This window comes from Pseudoduganella albidiflava (assembly GCF_004322755.1).
Lineage (GTDB): Bacteria > Pseudomonadota > Gammaproteobacteria > Burkholderiales > Burkholderiaceae_D > Rugamonas > Rugamonas albidiflava.
Map to the genome: position 1 here is coordinate 7,286,788 of NZ_CP036401.1, position 16,047 is coordinate 7,302,834.

The 16,047-nt window shown below is 66.8% G+C and carries 15 protein-coding genes; 3 read left to right on the plus strand and 12 right to left on the minus strand.

Features of this window, described 5'->3' with window-relative positions:
* Nucleotides 1-891 carry a glycosyltransferase family 2 protein gene (locus tag EYF70_RS30315; RefSeq protein WP_165497824.1) on the plus strand — a complete coding sequence of 297 codons (891 nt, stop codon included), beginning with the start codon at nucleotides 1-3 and terminating at the stop codon, nucleotides 889-891.
* Here the strand turns inward: EYF70_RS30315 and EYF70_RS30320 are convergent.
* The 11 genes from EYF70_RS30320 to EYF70_RS30370 form a co-directional block, all read right to left on the minus strand.
* On the minus strand, nucleotides 888-1,982 hold the full coding sequence (locus EYF70_RS30320) for a GSCFA domain-containing protein (RefSeq protein WP_165497825.1): 1,095 nt from the start codon (nucleotides 1,980-1,982) through the stop codon (nucleotides 888-890). The two genes, EYF70_RS30315 and EYF70_RS30320, sit on opposite strands and share 4 nt — an antisense overlap.
* Nucleotides 1,979-2,776, minus strand: a complete 798-nt coding sequence (locus EYF70_RS30325; RefSeq protein WP_131148706.1) for a hypothetical protein — start codon at nucleotides 2,774-2,776, stop codon at nucleotides 1,979-1,981. Before EYF70_RS30325 ends, EYF70_RS30320 begins: the two co-directional genes overlap by 4 nt.
* Nucleotides 2,773-3,669, minus strand: a complete 897-nt coding sequence (locus EYF70_RS30330) for an NAD-dependent epimerase/dehydratase family protein (protein ID WP_131148707.1) — start codon at nucleotides 3,667-3,669, stop codon at nucleotides 2,773-2,775. The genes EYF70_RS30325 and EYF70_RS30330 overlap by 4 nt, the downstream gene beginning before the upstream one ends.
* Nucleotides 3,666-4,208 (minus strand): dTDP-4-dehydrorhamnose 3,5-epimerase, encoded by a 543-nt coding sequence (gene rfbC, locus EYF70_RS30335; protein ID WP_131148708.1) that lies wholly within the window; start codon nucleotides 4,206-4,208, stop codon nucleotides 3,666-3,668. Before rfbC ends, EYF70_RS30330 begins: the two co-directional genes overlap by 4 nt.
* 18 nt (nucleotides 4,209-4,226) lie before the next feature.
* The gene (locus tag EYF70_RS30340) at nucleotides 4,227-4,985 is read right to left on the minus strand and encodes a hypothetical protein (protein ID WP_131148709.1); all 759 of its coding nucleotides are present in this window, start codon (nucleotides 4,983-4,985) and stop codon (nucleotides 4,227-4,229) included.
* Nucleotides 4,985-6,310, minus strand: coding sequence for a lipopolysaccharide biosynthesis protein RfbH (gene rfbH / locus EYF70_RS30345; RefSeq protein WP_131148710.1), 1,326 nt, complete (start codon nucleotides 6,308-6,310; stop codon nucleotides 4,985-4,987). Before rfbH ends, EYF70_RS30340 begins: the two co-directional genes overlap by 1 nt.
* Nucleotides 6,303-7,457: a CDP-glucose 4,6-dehydratase gene (rfbG, locus tag EYF70_RS30350; protein WP_174800466.1), complete on the minus strand. Its 1,155-nt coding sequence runs from the start codon at nucleotides 7,455-7,457 to the stop codon at nucleotides 6,303-6,305. The genes rfbH and rfbG overlap by 8 nt, the downstream gene beginning before the upstream one ends.
* A complete protein-coding gene (gene rfbF / locus EYF70_RS30355; protein ID WP_131148711.1) occupies nucleotides 7,454-8,227 on the minus strand; it encodes a glucose-1-phosphate cytidylyltransferase in 774 nt (257 codons plus the stop codon). The genes rfbG and rfbF overlap by 4 nt, the downstream gene beginning before the upstream one ends.
* Before the next feature lie 11 nt (nucleotides 8,228-8,238).
* Nucleotides 8,239-9,945 (minus strand): hypothetical protein, encoded by a 1,707-nt coding sequence (locus EYF70_RS30360; RefSeq protein WP_131148712.1) that lies wholly within the window; start codon nucleotides 9,943-9,945, stop codon nucleotides 8,239-8,241.
* Between the two features lie 12 nt (nucleotides 9,946-9,957).
* A complete protein-coding gene (locus EYF70_RS30365; RefSeq protein ID WP_131148713.1) occupies nucleotides 9,958-10,740 on the minus strand; it encodes a TylF/MycF/NovP-related O-methyltransferase in 783 nt (260 codons plus the stop codon).
* Nucleotides 10,741-11,070: 330 nt separating this feature from the next.
* Nucleotides 11,071-13,575, minus strand: coding sequence for an O-linked N-acetylglucosamine transferase, SPINDLY family protein (locus tag EYF70_RS30370; protein WP_131148714.1), 2,505 nt, complete (start codon nucleotides 13,573-13,575; stop codon nucleotides 11,071-11,073).
* A gap of 163 nt (nucleotides 13,576-13,738) precedes the next feature.
* Between EYF70_RS30370 and nudC the strand changes: the two genes are divergently transcribed.
* Both nudC and folE read left to right on the plus strand, forming a co-directional pair.
* Nucleotides 13,739-14,596 carry an NAD(+) diphosphatase gene (gene nudC / locus EYF70_RS30375; RefSeq protein WP_131148715.1) on the plus strand — a complete coding sequence of 286 codons (858 nt, stop codon included), beginning with the start codon at nucleotides 13,739-13,741 and terminating at the stop codon, nucleotides 14,594-14,596.
* Between the two features lie 56 nt (nucleotides 14,597-14,652).
* Nucleotides 14,653-15,216 (plus strand): GTP cyclohydrolase I FolE, encoded by a 564-nt coding sequence (folE, locus tag EYF70_RS30380; RefSeq protein ID WP_131148716.1) that lies wholly within the window; start codon nucleotides 14,653-14,655, stop codon nucleotides 15,214-15,216.
* A gap of 361 nt (nucleotides 15,217-15,577) precedes the next feature.
* Here the strand turns inward: folE and EYF70_RS30385 are convergent, their stop codons facing one another.
* Complete coding sequence (locus EYF70_RS30385) at nucleotides 15,578-15,976, minus strand: hypothetical protein (protein WP_131148717.1); 399 nt, start codon at nucleotides 15,974-15,976, stop codon at nucleotides 15,578-15,580.
* Nucleotides 15,977-16,047 lie beyond the last annotated feature (71 nt).

The following is a 16,047-nucleotide window of genomic DNA, read 5'->3' on the forward strand; positions in this document are numbered from 1 at the left end:
ATGGATATGGCAGCCCTCGTCACCGTCGGCGTGCCGGCCTGGAGCCGGCGCGAAGCGCTGCACGCCGTGCTGGCGGACATGGTCGCCACCGGCCTGCACACCGAGCCGGCCGTGCGCATCCTCGTCATCGACGACGACTCGCCGGACGGCAGCTTCGACGCGGTGCGCCATTTCGATGGCCAGGGCAATATCAGCGTGCGCAAGAACGCCGAGCGCCAGGGTTTTCGCGGCAATTTCATCCGGCTGATCGAGCAATGCGAGACCGAGTACCTGCTGTATTCGTGCGACGACGATTTCGTGGTGACCCCTGGCGTGGTGCGGCTGCTGGAATACCTGAAGACGACACCCACGCCGCCGGCATTGATTTCCAGCCTGTTCTACGACAAGGGCCAGGTGTACCGGGCCAACGACAGCCAGGTGCTGCCGATTCCGCTGGAGGAATACCGGCACTGCTGCGCCCACATGCCGGGCCTGGTGCTGAACGCGCGGCTGGCCAGGGCCATCGTGCCGCGCATCGAGCCCTTCCTGCGCGATCCGCGCAACGCCTATCCGCAATGCTGCGTGGCCCTGCTGTTGCTGCTGTTCGGCTACCCCGGCATCTACCTGCCGGTCGAGCTGGTGCGCACGGGGTTCGACCTCGCTTCCGGTATCGAAGGCTATGCCACGGTGGCGCAGCGCTGGGACCAGTTCCTGTTCTTCGATGAACTGCTGGGCCACCTGGCCGGCAGCATCACCGACGCCGACGCCGCCGCGCGTGCCCGCTACCTGCTGGAGCGGCACCGCGCCAGCCTGTTCCTCACGCTCGGCTCGGGCATCGGCCACGAACGCCCCGACCTGGGGCAGGCTTACCTGGACGGCGCGGCGGCCTGGCTGCGCCGGCAGGGCGCTTAAGCCCTTCCCGGATCGTTCTTCAGTTCATCGCATTCGGCCGCCAGCGTGCGGGCCACCTGCTCCAGGAAGCCTGGCGCCGCGGGTGCCTGCGCCGGTGCCGCGGCGGTCTCCGGCACACCGGGATCGGTGGCCCCATCCTGCGCCACGAACGCGCGGCGGAATTCCTCCATCACGTGGGACACACCCCGTTCCGACGCGTCGCGCAGGTTCGATTCCAGGTACTGGCCGAACGAGGCGGCCGAGCTGATGATCTCGTAGCTGGGGAAGTAGTACACATGGCCGTGACGCTTCGCGGCGGCGCCGCAGACGGCGCGCAGCACGCTCTTCGAATACGTGGACGCCACGATGACGCTGTCCTCGCCGTGCGTGGCCACCAGGTGCACGGGACTGACCGTGATGATCCAGCGCATGGCCGGATTGATGTCCGCCGCGAGCGCGATGGCCGCTTCCAGGTCGGCCAGGATTTCCGGATACTCGAAGTTGACCGGCAGGTGCGTGGCGGGATCGAAGGTGCCGGCCACGGTGCCCGGACAGACCGGGTAGACGATATGGTCCCGCGCATCGACCCATGCTTCGGTCAGCCCCAGCGTGAACACGAAAGTATCGCTCTCGGCCAGCATGCGGCGCACCGCGGCCAGGTGGAAGGCACGGTCCAGGCGCGCCTCCGCGGCGCTGTCGAAACCGCCGGGCCGCACGTGGGGGCGCAGCAGGTCGAACACCTTGCCGTCCACTTCCTCGAAGGCGTGGATGGCCGGCCGGCGTTCCAGCGCTTCCTCGAACAGCTGGCGCAACTGGCGCACCGTGTACAGGTTGCCGTAGCGTGCCGAGAATTCGTGGTAGCCGTGCGCCTGCTTTTCTTCGGGCGTGAAATAGTCCGGCGCCTGTTCGGCGAAGAACGGCGTCAGCCCCAGCGACGGCAGCCAGCGCATCAGGTTGCTGGCGAAGCAGCTGCCGGCCGTGGCGATGCGGTTGGCCGCCGTCAGGAAGCGCGGCGTGTCGGCGGTGAACTCCACGTTGTACCAGCTCTTGCGGGCCACCGCGCGGTTCCAGAACGCCCGCTCGGGCTGCTGTTTGTAGGGGTGCGCGCTCACAGGACTCCCAATGCTTGCAGGATCAAGGTGCCGTACGGGCCGTTGGCATGGGTTGCCTCGCGCCAGTACGGCCTGGCCAGGTAGCCGTTGTCGCATGCCGCGGCCGGCGCGCCGATGATGTCGACGCCCACCGCGCGCAGGCGCTCTTCCACCACGCGGCAATAGACCGAATACACCTTCAGCCGCAGCAGCGCGGGCGCCACCGGATAGCGCTCGAACAGCGGGCCGAAGATTTCCGGATCGCCCTTCACCTGTGCTTCGTCCTCGATCGGCGGCGGTGGCAGGATGTGCAGCACGCGCTGGCCGGCAAACGCCAGTTTCAGCACGCGGCAATACACCTCCGGGCGCCAGGCCAGGTCGGCCATCTTGCGTTCGATGACGGCCAGCGGCACGATCTGGCGCGGCACCGGCGCGGGGCAGGGCGCATCGTCCGGCGTGCGCAGGAAGTCGAACGGTACCGGGTGGTCCGCGATCGAGAAGGCCGAGTGCTCGTTGCCGAAGAAGACCGAGCAGATCGTCACCGGCCCCGCGCCCAGCAAGGCAAGGGCGGCGCGCAGCTGGGCCGCATACGCCGGGCTCATCGAAAAGCCTTCGCGGTCGTATTTCATCACCAGCGACGGCGCGCCGGCCAGCGGCATCACGAACACCAGGTGCGCCTGCTGCGCCTCGAGCACGAACTCGTGCACGCTGAACAGCCCATCTTCCGAAGGCACCTGGCGCGCCGTGCCCAGTTCGCGCGCGGCATCCAGCAATGCCACCAGGTGGCTGTCGCCAAGGATCAGGTACCGGTTCATGGCGCCGCCTCGGCCGCCAGCGTGGCGCGGATGCCGTCGGCCAGGCCGACCCGGGGTTGCCAGCCGGGCAGCAGCCGGTAGCTGTGCCACGGTTCCATCACTTCGCGGGGGCGGTACGGGCGGCCTCCCCAGTCGATGTTCAGGGCCTGGCCACTGGCCTGTTCGTAGACGCGGGCCAGCTCCTGCAAGGGCAGCGGGGCGCCCGACGAGACCGCGTACTCTTCGATGCCGGCCACGGCGCCGGAGGCCAGGCGCCCGGCGGCCAGCACGAAGGCGTCGATCACGTCATCGATATGGACCAGGTCGATCCGCTGCTGGCCGGGCGACATCGCCAGCGCCTCGCCGGAAGCGCCGATGCGCTTGAACAGGTGCAGGAGCTTCGGCCGCCGGTCGCCGGGGCCATAGGTATCGAACAGCTTCAGCGTGATCACGCGCATGTCCAGCGCTTCCGCATAGAAGCGCAGCACGGCGTCGAAGGCCTGCTTGAGCGCCGCGTACAGGCACACCGGGCTGTAGGGCTGGTCTTCGTAGTGCTGCCACGAGGTGCCGGTATTGACGAGGTGGCGCACGCCGGCCTGGGCCATCGCTTCGGCCAGCTGGGTCGAGAACAGCACGTTGGCGCGCACCAGCGGTTCCACGTCGGCGGGGGTGTGCTGGGCCAGGAACAGCGAGGCGAGATGAAACACGGTATCCGGCGCGACGGCACGCAGGATGCGGATCAGGTCTTCGGTACTGCCGTCGTGCCGGTGCACGTGCAGGGCGCCCGCGTCATCCGCGGGCGGCACCGAGTCCGGCCGCAGCACGACATGCACCTGCCAGCCATCGGCCAGCAGCCGGCGCACCAGGTGGCCGCCGATGAAACCGCTGGCGCCGGTGACGAGGGCGGTGCTCATGCGGCGAAGGGACTGTCGAAGTCCGCCAGCGTGGGGAAGGTGCGGTCGCGCGGCGACAGCAGCGGGGCGCTGTCCGGCCAGTCGATGCCGGCCGAATTCCACAGCACGCCGCCATCGTGCGCCGGGGCATACGTGGACGTCACCTTGTACACCATCAGCGCCTGTTCGCTCAGCGTATAGAAGCCATGGGCCAGCCCGGCCGGCAGGTACAGCATGTTGCCGGCCTCGCCGCTCAGCTCCAGGGCCAGGTGCCGGCCGTAGGTGGGCGAGCCGCGCCGCAAGTCCAGCGCGGCGTCCAGCACGCGGCCCTGCGGGCAGTACACCAGCTTGGCGTGATCGTGCGGCGGCACCTGGAAGTGCAGGCCGCGCAGCACGCCCTGCTGCGAGATCGAGTAGTACTCTTCGGCGAAATCGGTGCGCAGCCCGGCATCGCGGAACACGTCTTCATGGAAGACCTTGGTAAAGCTGCCGCGCTCGTCGCGCCGCACGATCGGGCGCAGCTCGAAGCAGCCGGGGATAGAGGTGGGCAGGATATCCATGTCGTGTAGGGAGCCGGTTCAGTAGGGCAGCTGGTCGGCCAGCAGCACCTGCGGATGGGCGATCACCCGCTCGGCGTTGCGTGCAAAGCGGGCCAGCATCAATGCCTGCAGCCGCTCGCAGCAGAAGGCCAGGCTGCGTTCCAGGTAGCCTTCGCGTGGAATGAAATGCTCGCGATGGAAGCGTTCGGCCACCGCTTCGAGCGCATCGGTGATTTCGATGAACCAGGCGGCCGGGATGAAGCTCACGGTGGGTGCCGGGATGAAGACAGTGCCGCTCAGGTAGTGGGCCGCTTCTTCGCTGCCCACGTAGCCCATCTCGACCGCCAGGCCGAAGAAGATCAGCAGGTCGCGCACGTTGCCGTTGCCATTCGACGCGTATTGCACCAGCAGGCTGCGGCGGAAATCGAACGGCGCGCCGATGATCGGGGTCTGGCCATCGCCGATGAAATGCTGCGCTGTCAGCTGCGGCACGATCGACGGCGGCGCGTAGTAGTTGAAGCCGCGCAGTTCGCCCACCGGCGCGGCCAGCGCAAAGCGGCGGTAATGGCAAAAGCCGACGAAGCCGGTACCGCCGGCGGCGCGCAGCTGGTCGCGGATCAGGTACAGGGCAACGTACTCGCCCAGGTACTGGTTCTTGAATGCCAGGTCCGGATGGCTGACGCTGAGGGCGATGCCGCGTTCCGGCACGTAGTCGCCGGTACCGATCATCGTCATGAAGTCCGGCAGCTGCCAGCCGAACGGCTGGTGGGCGATGCAGTAGAACGGCGGCATGCTCATCAGAAGTTCACGCCGAAATAGGCTTCCAGCTTCTCGACCACGTAGTCGAGCATCTCGCGCGTCAGGCCCGGGTAGACGCCGACCCAGAAGGTGTCGTTCATCACGCGGTCGGTATTGGCCAGCTCGCCCGATACGCGGTAGGTGCGCCCGGTCATGTAGGGCTGGCGCGTCAGGTTGCCGGCGAACAGCAGCCGCGTGCCGATCTTGTGCTGGTCCAGGTAGGTGAGCAGGTCCACCCGGGACGTATTCGCTTCCGGCTTCAGCGTCATCGGGAAGCCGAACCAGGAAGGATCGGAGTGCTCGGTCGCTTCCGGCAGGATCAGGAATTCGCTGCACGACTGCAGCCGCTCCTTCAGGTAGGCGAAGTTGTCCTTGCGGGCCTGGATGAAGCCGGCCGCGCGGTCGATCTGGGCCAGGCCGCAGGCCGCCTGCATGTCGGTGATCTTCAGGTTGTAGCCCAGGTGGCTGTAGGTGTACTTGTGGTCGTACCCTTCCGGCAGCGTGCCCAGCTTCCAGCAGAAGCGCTTGCCGCAGGTGTTGTCCTTGCCGGGCGGGCAGTAGCAATCGCGGCCCCAGTCGCGGAACGACTCGGCGATCTGCTTCAGCTCGTAGTTGTCGGTGAACACGGCTCCGCCTTCGCCCATCGTGATGTGGTGCGCCGGGTAGAACGACATGGTGCCGATGTCGCCGAAGGTGCCCACCATCTTGCCATGGTAGGTCGAGCCGAGCGCGTCGCAGCAATCCTCGATCAGCCACAGCTTGTACTTCTTGCACAGCGCCGTGATGACGTCCAGGTTGTACGGATTGCCCAGCGTGTGGGCCAGCATGATCGCCTTGGTCTTCGGCGAGATCGCCGCTTCCAGCTGCGTCACGTCGATGTTGTAGGTGCCCAGTTCCACGTCGACGAACACCGGCACGGCGCCGAACTGGATGATCGGGTTGACGGTGGTGGGGAACCCCGCCGCCACGCCGATCACTTCGTCGCCCTGGCGGATCGCGCGCTCGCCCAGCTTCGGCGACGTGAGCGTGTTGAACGCCACCAAGTTGGCCGACGAGCCGGAATTGACGGTGATCAGGTGCTGCACGCCGATCAGCTTGGCCAGCCTGGCCTCGAACAGGTCGTTGAAGCGGCCCGTGGTCAGCCAGGCATCCAGCGACGCTTCCACCATCAGTTCCATTTCCGGCGCGCCGACCACCTTGCCGGCCGGCGGGATCACTGTCACCCCCGGTTCGAACGGCTTCGGCTGGCTGGCCAGGGCGCCGTACTGCGCCACCAGCGCGATGATCTGCTCGCGCAGTTGTTCCTTGTTCTGTGGGTCACTCATGGTTGTTCTCTTGGTTATGCGAAGTGTCTTGCGAAGTGTGCTGCGAGGTGTTTTGAGAAGCGTCCTGCAAAGTGTCCTGCAAAGCGTCCTGATACGCGGCGATCTGCGCCAGCGTGAAGCCACGCATGTCCTGCCCGGCGGCATGGGCCTTGTGCCACGCCACGATCCGGTCGATGGCCTGGCCCAGCGTCCAGCGCGGTTGCCAGCCCAGGCGGCTGCGCGCCTTGGAGCAGTCGAGCTTCAGGTAATGCGCCTCGTGCGGCTGGGGCGCGCTGTCCAGCTCCCAGGCGGCGCCGGCGCCCCAGCTGCCGCACAGGCGCTCGACGATCCACTGCACCGGCTGCGCGTCGACATCCTGCGGGCCGAAATTGAAGCCTTCGGCGCAGGCCGGTCCATCCTGGTACAGCCGCTCGGCCAGCGCCAGGTAGCCGGACAACGGCTCAAGCACGTGCTGCCATGGCCGGATCGCATGCGGGCTGCGGATGCGTACCGGCCGGCCGGCGGCGATGGCGCGCACCATGTCCGGGATCAGCCGGTCTTCGGCCCAGTCGCCGCCGCCGATCACGTTGCCGGCGCGGCCGGAGCCGAGCGCCACGCCGTGTTCCTTGTAGCGCTCCGGGTTGAAGAACGAGGAGCGGTAGGCGCTGGTGACGAGTTCGGCGCAGCCCTTGCTGTTGCTGTACGGGTCATAGCCGCCCATCGCCTCGTTTTCGCGATAGCCCCACGGCCACTCGCGGTTCTCATAGCATTTGTCGCTGGTGACATTGACCACGGCGCGCACGCCCGGCGTGGCGCGCACCGCCTCGAACAGGTGCACCAGGCCCATCACGTTGGTCGCATAGGTTTCCACCGGGTGCGCATACGAGTAGCGCACCAGCGCCTGCGCCGCCATGTGGATCACGATGTCGGGCCGGGCCGCCGCCAGCGCGCCGCGCAGCGCCTCGGCATCGCGGATATCGCCCGCCAGGGATTCCATGCCGGCCGCCACGCCCGCCACGTCGAACAGGCTGGGCTGGCTGGGCGGGGCCAGCGCGAAGCCGGTGACGTGCGCGCCGAGCGATTGCAGCCAGAGGCTCAGCCAGCTCCCCTTGAAGCCCGTGTGGCCGGTGAGGAAGACGCGCTTGCCGCGCCAGAAACCGGGATTCATGGCCACCGCTTCCACGGCGCCCGGCCGCTTTGCCACAGCTCTTCCAGGTGGATCTTGTCGCGCAGCGTATCCATCGGCTGCCAGAAGCCGGCGTGGAAGAAGGCGTCGATCTGGCCATCGCGCGCCAGTCCCTCCATCGGTTCCTTTTCCCAGATCGTGGCATCGGCGTCGACATAGTCGATCGCCTTCGGCGACAGCACGAAGAAGCCGCCGTTGATCCAGTTGCCGTCGCCCTGCGGTTTTTCCTTGAAGCGCACGATGCGGCTGCCGTCGATCTCGATGGCGCCGAAGCGGCCGGGTGGCTGCACGGCCGTCATCGTCGCCAGCTTGCCGTGGCTGCGGTGGAAGGCGATCGAGGCGGCCACGTCGACGTCCGACACGCCGTCGCCATAGGTGAAGCAGAACGCTTCCTCGTGCTCGACGAATTTCTTGATGCGCTTCAGGCGGCCGCCCGTCATGCTGTCGTCGCCCGTGTCGACCACCGTGACCCGCCACGGCTCGGCATTGCGGGTATGCACTTCCACGCTGTTGGCCTGCATGTCGAAGGTGACGTCGGAGGTGTGCAGGAAGTAGTTGGCGAAGAATTCCTTGATCACGTAGCCCTTGTAGCCGCAGCAGATGACGAAATCGTTGATGCCGTGCGCCGAGTAGCTCTTCATGATGTGCCACAGGATCGGCTTGCCGCCGATTTCCACCATGGGCTTCGGACGGACACTGGTTTCTTCGCTGAGCCGGGTGCCCAGGCCGCCGGCAAGGATGACTGCTTTCATGTTGGCTGCTCTCAAAGATAGGCGCGCAGCGGTGCCGCATCGCGGAAGGCGCCGGCATAGGCGGCGAATTGCTGCAGCTTGAACGCATGCAGGTTGGCCGGGTCGCTGGCGAAGCCCTCCATGCGGAACAGGATTTCCTCGACGGCGCCACGGGGGATGATGTCGGTGTTGGCGATCACTGCCTCGTACTTGGCCAGCGCTTCCGGGATCGGGTTCAGGATCGGCACGTTATTGCGCAGGAATTCCAGCTCCGCCGTGGTGGGCGCGTCGTACATCAGGCACAGGTCGATCTCGGCGGCGAACTGCGACAGCGGCTTGCGCATGTTCGCGGCCAGCGTGTCGGCCGGGATGCCGGTGGCTTCGGCCACCATCTCGTACATCGAGTGGCCGGGCCGGCTGCGCACTTCCAGCGCCACGCCATGGCGGCGGCACCAGTCCGCCACCAGGCGGATACCGTCCATGAACGGCTGCCACGCGCCCACCAGCGCGCCGTTCAGGGTCAGCGCGTTCAGCAGCAGGCCCACGGTGCGCAGCCCGTGCGGCAGCACCGTGGCGGCCGACAGCGTTTCCGGGAAGGCCACCTTGTATTGGGCCACGCGGCGGCCGGCGCCGTCGTTCAGGCTGGCCCCCTGCACCGGATGGACCAGGCAGCTGACATTGTCGGCGCTGAACTGGATATCGGCGATCGTCTTCGAATGGGGGAAGAACAGCACGGGGATGCCTTCCGCATCGGCATAGGCGATCAGCGGGCCGTGGAAACCGGCGTCGTGGTCGCACAGCAGCATCTTGCGCGGCTTGCGGCCGGCAAAGAAGTCGTGCAGCAGCAGGTAGGTGAGCAGCTGGGATTCGTACAGGCTGGTCAGCTGCACTGCCTGCCGTTCGCGGTAGGTGGCGACCCGGATGTACGGCGCCAGCACGGCGTCGATGCGCGCCTGCACATGCGGCAGCAGCAGGTTGAGGGTATTGCGCACGTTTTCCGGCACGATGCGCAGCAGGTCCTGCTTGCGGCCCAGCCCTACGTGGTGGGCGGCCGGCACCGGTGTATCCCAGTACTTGGCGCGGATATTGATGATGCTCCGGCCGCTGGCCGCCAGTTCCTGTTCCAGCATGGGCACGTCGTGCATGCAGGTGGGCAGGTGGGTCAGCAGGTCCCAGCGCTCGCTGCGATCGCCCAGCGCCAGCAGCCCGGGCAGCGCATCGGTTTCATCGGCGCGGGGTTCGTAGGAAAAGGCTTCCAGCGCGATGCCGGCGCGCGACAGCGCTTCCAGCACGCACAGGGCCGGCACGAACGACGGCCAGAAGAAATTGGCCGGGTTGTCGTTCACCAGCACCATGGCCTTGCTCGTGCCGAACAGGCTGGCGTAGCGGGCGGCGATATGCTCGCCCAGCGCCGTGTACCAGCGCAGGGCGACCAGCAGGTAATACCAGTTCAGGTGCAGCCAGGCGAAGCTGCGCACGCCCGGCAGGATCGGGCCGAACAGCTGGAACAGGTCGGCCTCGATCGCCAGTGCCTGTTCGCGGCTGCCGTTGTGCAGGTCGGGGAAGGTGGGCGCACGCGGAAAGTCGATGTATTCGGCCTGCGCCAGGCCGGCCACTTTCAGCTCGTCGAGCAGGGAGGGATCGAAGCAGGCGACGCGGCAGCCGGAACCCAGGCGGCCCACGGTGTTGACGGCGCCGGGAATGTCCAGCGAATTGAGTACGATGACGACGTGATCCATCTGCCTGCCTGGTCAGCGCTTGAGGACGATTCCCTGGCCGGTCGGCAGTGGGAAGGTGCGGTAGTTGCGCTCGGCGAACCAGGCATCCTCGGCAATCTTCTGCAGGCGATACTGGCCACTCCATTCATAGTCGTCGAGAATGATCATGCCGCCCGGAACCACCCGGTCGAACAGGGCATCGAGCACGGCGATCTCGAATTCGGCGCTGTTCAGGTCGATATGCAGCAGGGCGATGCGTTCCGGCGAATTGCCTTCCAGCGATTGCGGCAGCAGGCCCTGCACCAGGCGCACATTGTCGTAGCCGGCGAAGCGCTGCTGGATCTCCTGGTACAGGCCGGTAGTCTGCCCTTCGAAGGCATGGTGCTCGACGGGGTTGTAGTCGAACGTGTCGTAGCCCCAGAAGGTCTTGTCGAAGTTTTCCTTGCCGAAGTAGTCGACGATGGTCTTGATGCTGGTGCCGCGGTACACCCCGCACTCGACGAAATCGCCGTCGATCTGGGCGCAATGGAAGGCTGCGCAGGCAAGGATGTAGCGGCGCCAGGCGATCGCGCGGTCGGCATCGTTCTGGCAGTTGTTTTCCCAGGCGGCGACGAAGCGCTTGTCCTCGAACGGCGAATTGCTCTTGCCCCAGGTGAACAGGTTATCGCCCAGGTAGGTGCCGGGCACGCACAGTGCCTGCGCTTCCTGCATCAGGGCATAGAAGCGCTGGGGATCGGTGAGGCCCCATACCGTGCGGACCATGAAGTTGAGGACGCGTTCGGGATGTTCGATGGGCGTGAATGGCGGCAGGATCATGGGGCTCTTTCGACGCGGAGTAGGGCACACGGCCGGTACCGCTGATTAGTTTTCTTGTGGCAAGTATTCTAAGCGATAACACTGGGCAATACACTGGGCAATACACTGGCGATTGCATTGGGCTACAAAACGCCGGGCGATGGCACTGGCAACATCACCAGGCGAATAAACAGTCACCTGGCAAACAGTCACCTGGCGGCTCGGCCGGCCCTGCCTGTACGGTCATTCCACTATACGCCGCTTTGATACCGCACAAAACAGCGCACAAAAGGGGATTCACCCCTCATACCGCCTGCCGAGCACGCTAGTCGCACCGGTGCGAACTTCCTTTCAGGCCGCTACCGCCCGCACCATGTACTGGTAGGGCAGCGCATCCTGCTGGGCCAGTGCCGGATCGGTGCCGGCCACGGCGGCCAGTTGGCCGATCGCGGCAAGCACGGCCGGCGTGGGCTGGTGCGCGTGCACCGCCGTCATCTCCACCACGGCAAAGCCGCATTCGCGCAGCAGCGCGGCCACCGAGGCGCGCGTGAACAGGTGCAGGCTGCGGCGCTCCGGCACGCCGCCGGCCTGGTAGTGGAAATTGCCGGAAGCGAGCAGCGACTGCAACAGCCAGTTCTGCGCATTGTTCACGCAGGCGATCACTTCGACCCGGCCCAGCGCCTGGCGGCGCAGCTGGTGCAGGAAAGCCCAGGGATCGCGCAGCCGTTCCAGCGTTTCCGGGAACAGCCAGCACTGGGCGGGCGCGGCCTGCCGCCAGTGCTCGTCGGCCATCGCTTCGGGGTCGGCAACGATGCGCGCCGTCTCCCAGCCATCTGCCGCGGCATCGCCGGCGATCGCGGTGAAATGCGAGTGCGGTTCGCGCGCGCGCCATGCCTGGGCCAGCGTGGCACCGCCGACCTCGACGACGCTGTGCATGCCCGGCCGCATCAGCGCCAGCATGCTGTTCTGCTGCACGCTGAGCTGGCCCGGCGACGGTTCCGGCACCGCGTGCGCGCGGATCGGATCCGGTTCGTCCGACAGCGGCACGCCGGCCGGGCGCTTCACCACCGTGGCCAGCAGGTCTTCGTAGTCGCGCACGAAGCGGGGCGTGTCGAACAGCGGGCTGGCATCGCGGTTGGCGGCCAGGCGGGCACGCAGGCCGGCCATGCGCGCCGGGTCGGTAGCCAGTGCCACGGCGGTTTCCTCGTAGTCCGCCAGCGCATGCGTGACCAGTTCCGGCAGGCCCACCGCATGCAGCAGGCTGCCCGCCATGCGCGAACAGAAGGTCTGGCCGGCCCAGGTCAGCACGGGCAGGCCCGCCCACAGCGCGTCGCTGGCCGTGGTGCCGCCGTTGAAGGGATGCGTGTCGAGGAACAGGTCGGCCAGCCGGAAGCGCGCCAGGTAGTCGGCCGGCGCCACGCGGCTGGCGAACAGCAGCCGGTCGCTGTCGACACCGCGTGTCTGTGCCTCGCGCAGCAGGTTGGCGCGCGTGGCGTCGGAGTCGGCCACGATCCACAGCACGCTGTCCGGCACCCGCTGCAGGATGCGCATCCAGGCGCCGAACACCTCGGGGGTGATCTTGAAGTTGCTGTTGAACGAACAGAACACGAAGCGGTCCGGCGGCAGGCCGCTGGCCGCGCGGTCGACCGTGGCGCCGATGGCGCGCTGGCGGTCGTTGACCTGGAACGTGTGCGGCATGCGCAGCGGCTGTTCGGTGAAGTGCGGCTCGAGTTCGGGCGGCAGCACGAAGGCATCGGCCACCACGTGGTCGACGCCGGGAATCGCCGTCGGGCCGGGAAACCCCAGCCAGGTCAGCTGCACCGGCGCCGGACGCCAGCCGAGGATTTCCGGCCGCGCGCCCAGGGTCAGGCCATGCAGGTCGACCAGCACGTCGATCTCGTGCGAGCGGATGCAGCGCGCGGCTTCCTCGTCGCTCATGCGGTCGATGCGGATGTAATGGTCCATCGCCCCCACCACGCGGGCACGCAGCGGCGAATTGTCCTCGCGGCTCCAGGAAAAGGCGTAGACCTCGACGCGCGAGCGGTCGTGCAGTTCGTACAGTTCGGCGGTGAGGATCGACACCGCGTGCGAGCACAGGTCGGACGACAGGTAGCCGATGCGGACGCGCTTGTGCGGATAGCCTTCCGGCGGTGCCAGCGCGGCGCCGGCTTCGGCCACTTTCTCGGCGATGAAGTGGCGCGACGCCGCCAGCTGACCGGCCGGATCGCCCGACGCGCCCAGCATGGCCAGCGCGGAGGTGTGGCGCCGCATCATGTCCAGCGAGACGCCGCCGAACGGCTGGTACACGGGCCAGCGGCACAGCTTCTGGCGCAGGTGCACCCAGTGCGTGATGACGTTCGGCTGGTCCGGGTCCAGTTCCAGGCTGCGCGTGAGGATGTCCTCGGCCTCGGGCAGGCGCCTGAGGATTTCCAGCAGGCGGCCCAGGTTGTTCAGTGCCTGCAGGTGCAGCTTCGGCTGGGCAGCCAGGTTCGGCCCATCGGCCAGGATGGCCTGCCAGGCGGCCAGCGCGTCGTCCGGCCGGCCGAGGCGTTCGTACAGCGTGCCCAGGTTCAGGCGCGCCTCGATGAAGCGGGGATTCGCGGAGATCGCCTTGATATAGGCGCGCTCGGCGCTGGTGTCGTTGCCCACGCCGCTGTAGGCGATCGCCAGGTTGAACCACACGGCATAGGCCAGCGGCGAACGGGTATGCTCCAGCCATGCCTCGTACAGCCGGATCGCCGCGTGCGGCGCCCCTTCATCGATCAGCGTTTGCGCCCCCTGGAACAGTTCCCCGAGCGGCAGCACGCCCCGTTCGGCCTGGCGGAACAATGCTTCGGGAGTCGCGGCTACGCTCATCTGTGGTGGTGTCTCTCGAGTCGGCGGTAAGTGAAGCGTAATCGTACTCGGGAGACGGTGGCGCCAGCGTGGATTTCGTGGTGTTTTGGCAACTTCGCCGTCCTGCGGCGCGGCTCCGCCGAACTCGGTAAGATGAGGTACCCCGACGCATACCGATATCGCCATGCTCCACACCCCACCCGATTTCACGCCCCTGATCGATCCGCCAGCCAGCACATCGCGGCACGCCGACGCACCGCTGACGTTCATTTACCATCGCGGCAAGCTGCTGTTGCGCGGCACGGAACCCGGCGCTACCCCCGAGCTGGCGCTGCCTGCCGATCCGGCCAGGCTGCTGGACCTTCCGCCCGACCGGCTGCACGCCGTCGGCCTGTGGCGCGGGCGCTATTGCCAGGCCGCCTGGGTGGACGACGATGCGCTGCCCGGCGACGGCTACGCCTGGCATGGCCTGCGCACGCTGTTCGGCATCGCCGACGACGGCTTCATCGGCCTGGCGGGGCGGGCCAGCCAGATCGCCGAGTGGGCGCGCACGCACCGTTACTGCGGCGTGTGCGCGACGCCGATGGCGCGTGCCACGGGCGAGCGCGCGTACAAGTGTGGCGCCTGCGGATACACCGCCTATCCGCAGATCTGTCCCGCCATGATGGTGCTGATCCGCAAGGGCGAGCAGGTGCTGCTGGCGCTGCATACGAACTCGCCGGTGCGCCGCTACACGGCGCTCGCTGGTTTCCTCGAGGCCGGCGAATCGATCGAGGAGGCGGTGCACCGCGAGGTGTACGAGGAAGTGGGACTCCGCGTGCACAACCTGCGGTACTTCGACAGCCAGTCGTGGCCGTTCCCGAACTCGCTGATGATCGCGTTTACCGCGGATTACCTCGACGGCGACATCCGCGTCGACCCGGCCGAGATCGAGGATGCGCGCTGGTTCGGGCCGGACGACGCATGGCCCGACACGCCGCCCGGTGTCTCGATCGCCAGCGCGCTGCTGGCGGCCCACCGCCCCGGCAAGGATGGCCGGTGAAGAGCGGCTATTTTATGTATACTGGCGGATACCCTTTCATTTGAGCAGCATTCATCATGTCCAAAGACTCTTTTTCCGACCATGACTGGCGCCGATTCCTGACCTCGCTGGGCGAGAATCCGGACCGTCCGGGCCTGGCGGAAACCCCGCACCGCGTGGCCAAGGCCTGGAAGCACTGGACCTCCGGCTACGACCAGGATCCGGTCGAACTGCTGAAGGCGTTCGAAGATGGCGCGGAGGAATACAACGAGCTGATCGTCGTGCGCAACATTCCCGTGTACAGCCATTGCGAACACCACCTGGCGCCATTCTTCGGCAAGGCCACCGTCGGCTATCTGCCGAACGGCAAGATCGTCGGCCTGTCGAAACTGACCCGCCTGGTCGACTGCTTCGCCAAGCGGTTGCAGGTGCAGGAGCGCATGACGGTGCAGATCGCCAATACGCTGATGGAAGTGCTGGAACCGAAGGCCGTGGGCGTGGTGGTGAAATGCCGCCACATGTGCATGGAAAGCCGCGGCATCCGCACCCCCGGCGAGGAAACCATCACGTCGGCCATGCTGGGTGAACTGCAGCCGAACCTGGCCTTGCGCACCGAGTTCCTGGCGCTGGCGCGGGACTGAAGACCGGGACGGACCTTGTTTCTTAGGGAATTTTCGTAAAAGCAGGTCTGTCTGATGCGCTTAGTTAAGCGTTACCCGGCGCCTTGGAGGCGCATACATTCACCCCCAACAGCGAAGGGCTGGGGTCAGGAGGGAGTGCTGGCCTGCATGCCAGCACCGTTCCGCAGGCGCGAAGCATGCTTCGCGAAACCCCTGCTTCACCCCGGCGGGGCGTAGTCGGGGTTTCAAGGAGCATCGCTCCTTGCCGACGTAGCGGTACTGGCCTGCGAGCGAGTACTCCTCCCTGACCCCGGAACTTGCACTTGGGGTGGGCGGCATTCGGGTACGTCCCCATTTTCTCGGCAACGCATTTTCTTGCCAACTATTTCTCGCCCGCTTCGTTGAAAGTGATCTCGTCGATTTCCGCCCGGAAATCTCCCACTTTCGTGCCCGTTGCCGGCCCTTCCGTGGAGACCAGCGAACACGTTTGCGTTTCCACGTGCCATACCTGGCTGCCGGCGCGTAGCGCCCACTGGTTGTCGCCCTCGCTGAACAGTTCCACGGTCGTGTCTTCCAGCGGCAGTTCGGCCAGGTCGATGCGCCGCTGGCACTCGGGCAGCCGCGTGGCCATCAGCACGAAGCGGCCTTCCTCGCTCCAGAAATGGTCTTGCTGGCGGCGCACCGTCAATGTGTGTTCCTGGGTGCTGTCCGCGTAATAGGTGGCGGAATCGTTGTAGCAGCCGGCCAGCAGCAGCGGGGTCAGCAGAATCAGCTTGCGCATCGGAGTAGTCCTGGCGGGGTGGTTGTCCGGCCGATTATAGCCATGCGCGCACAATTGCCCAACCGGGCAGC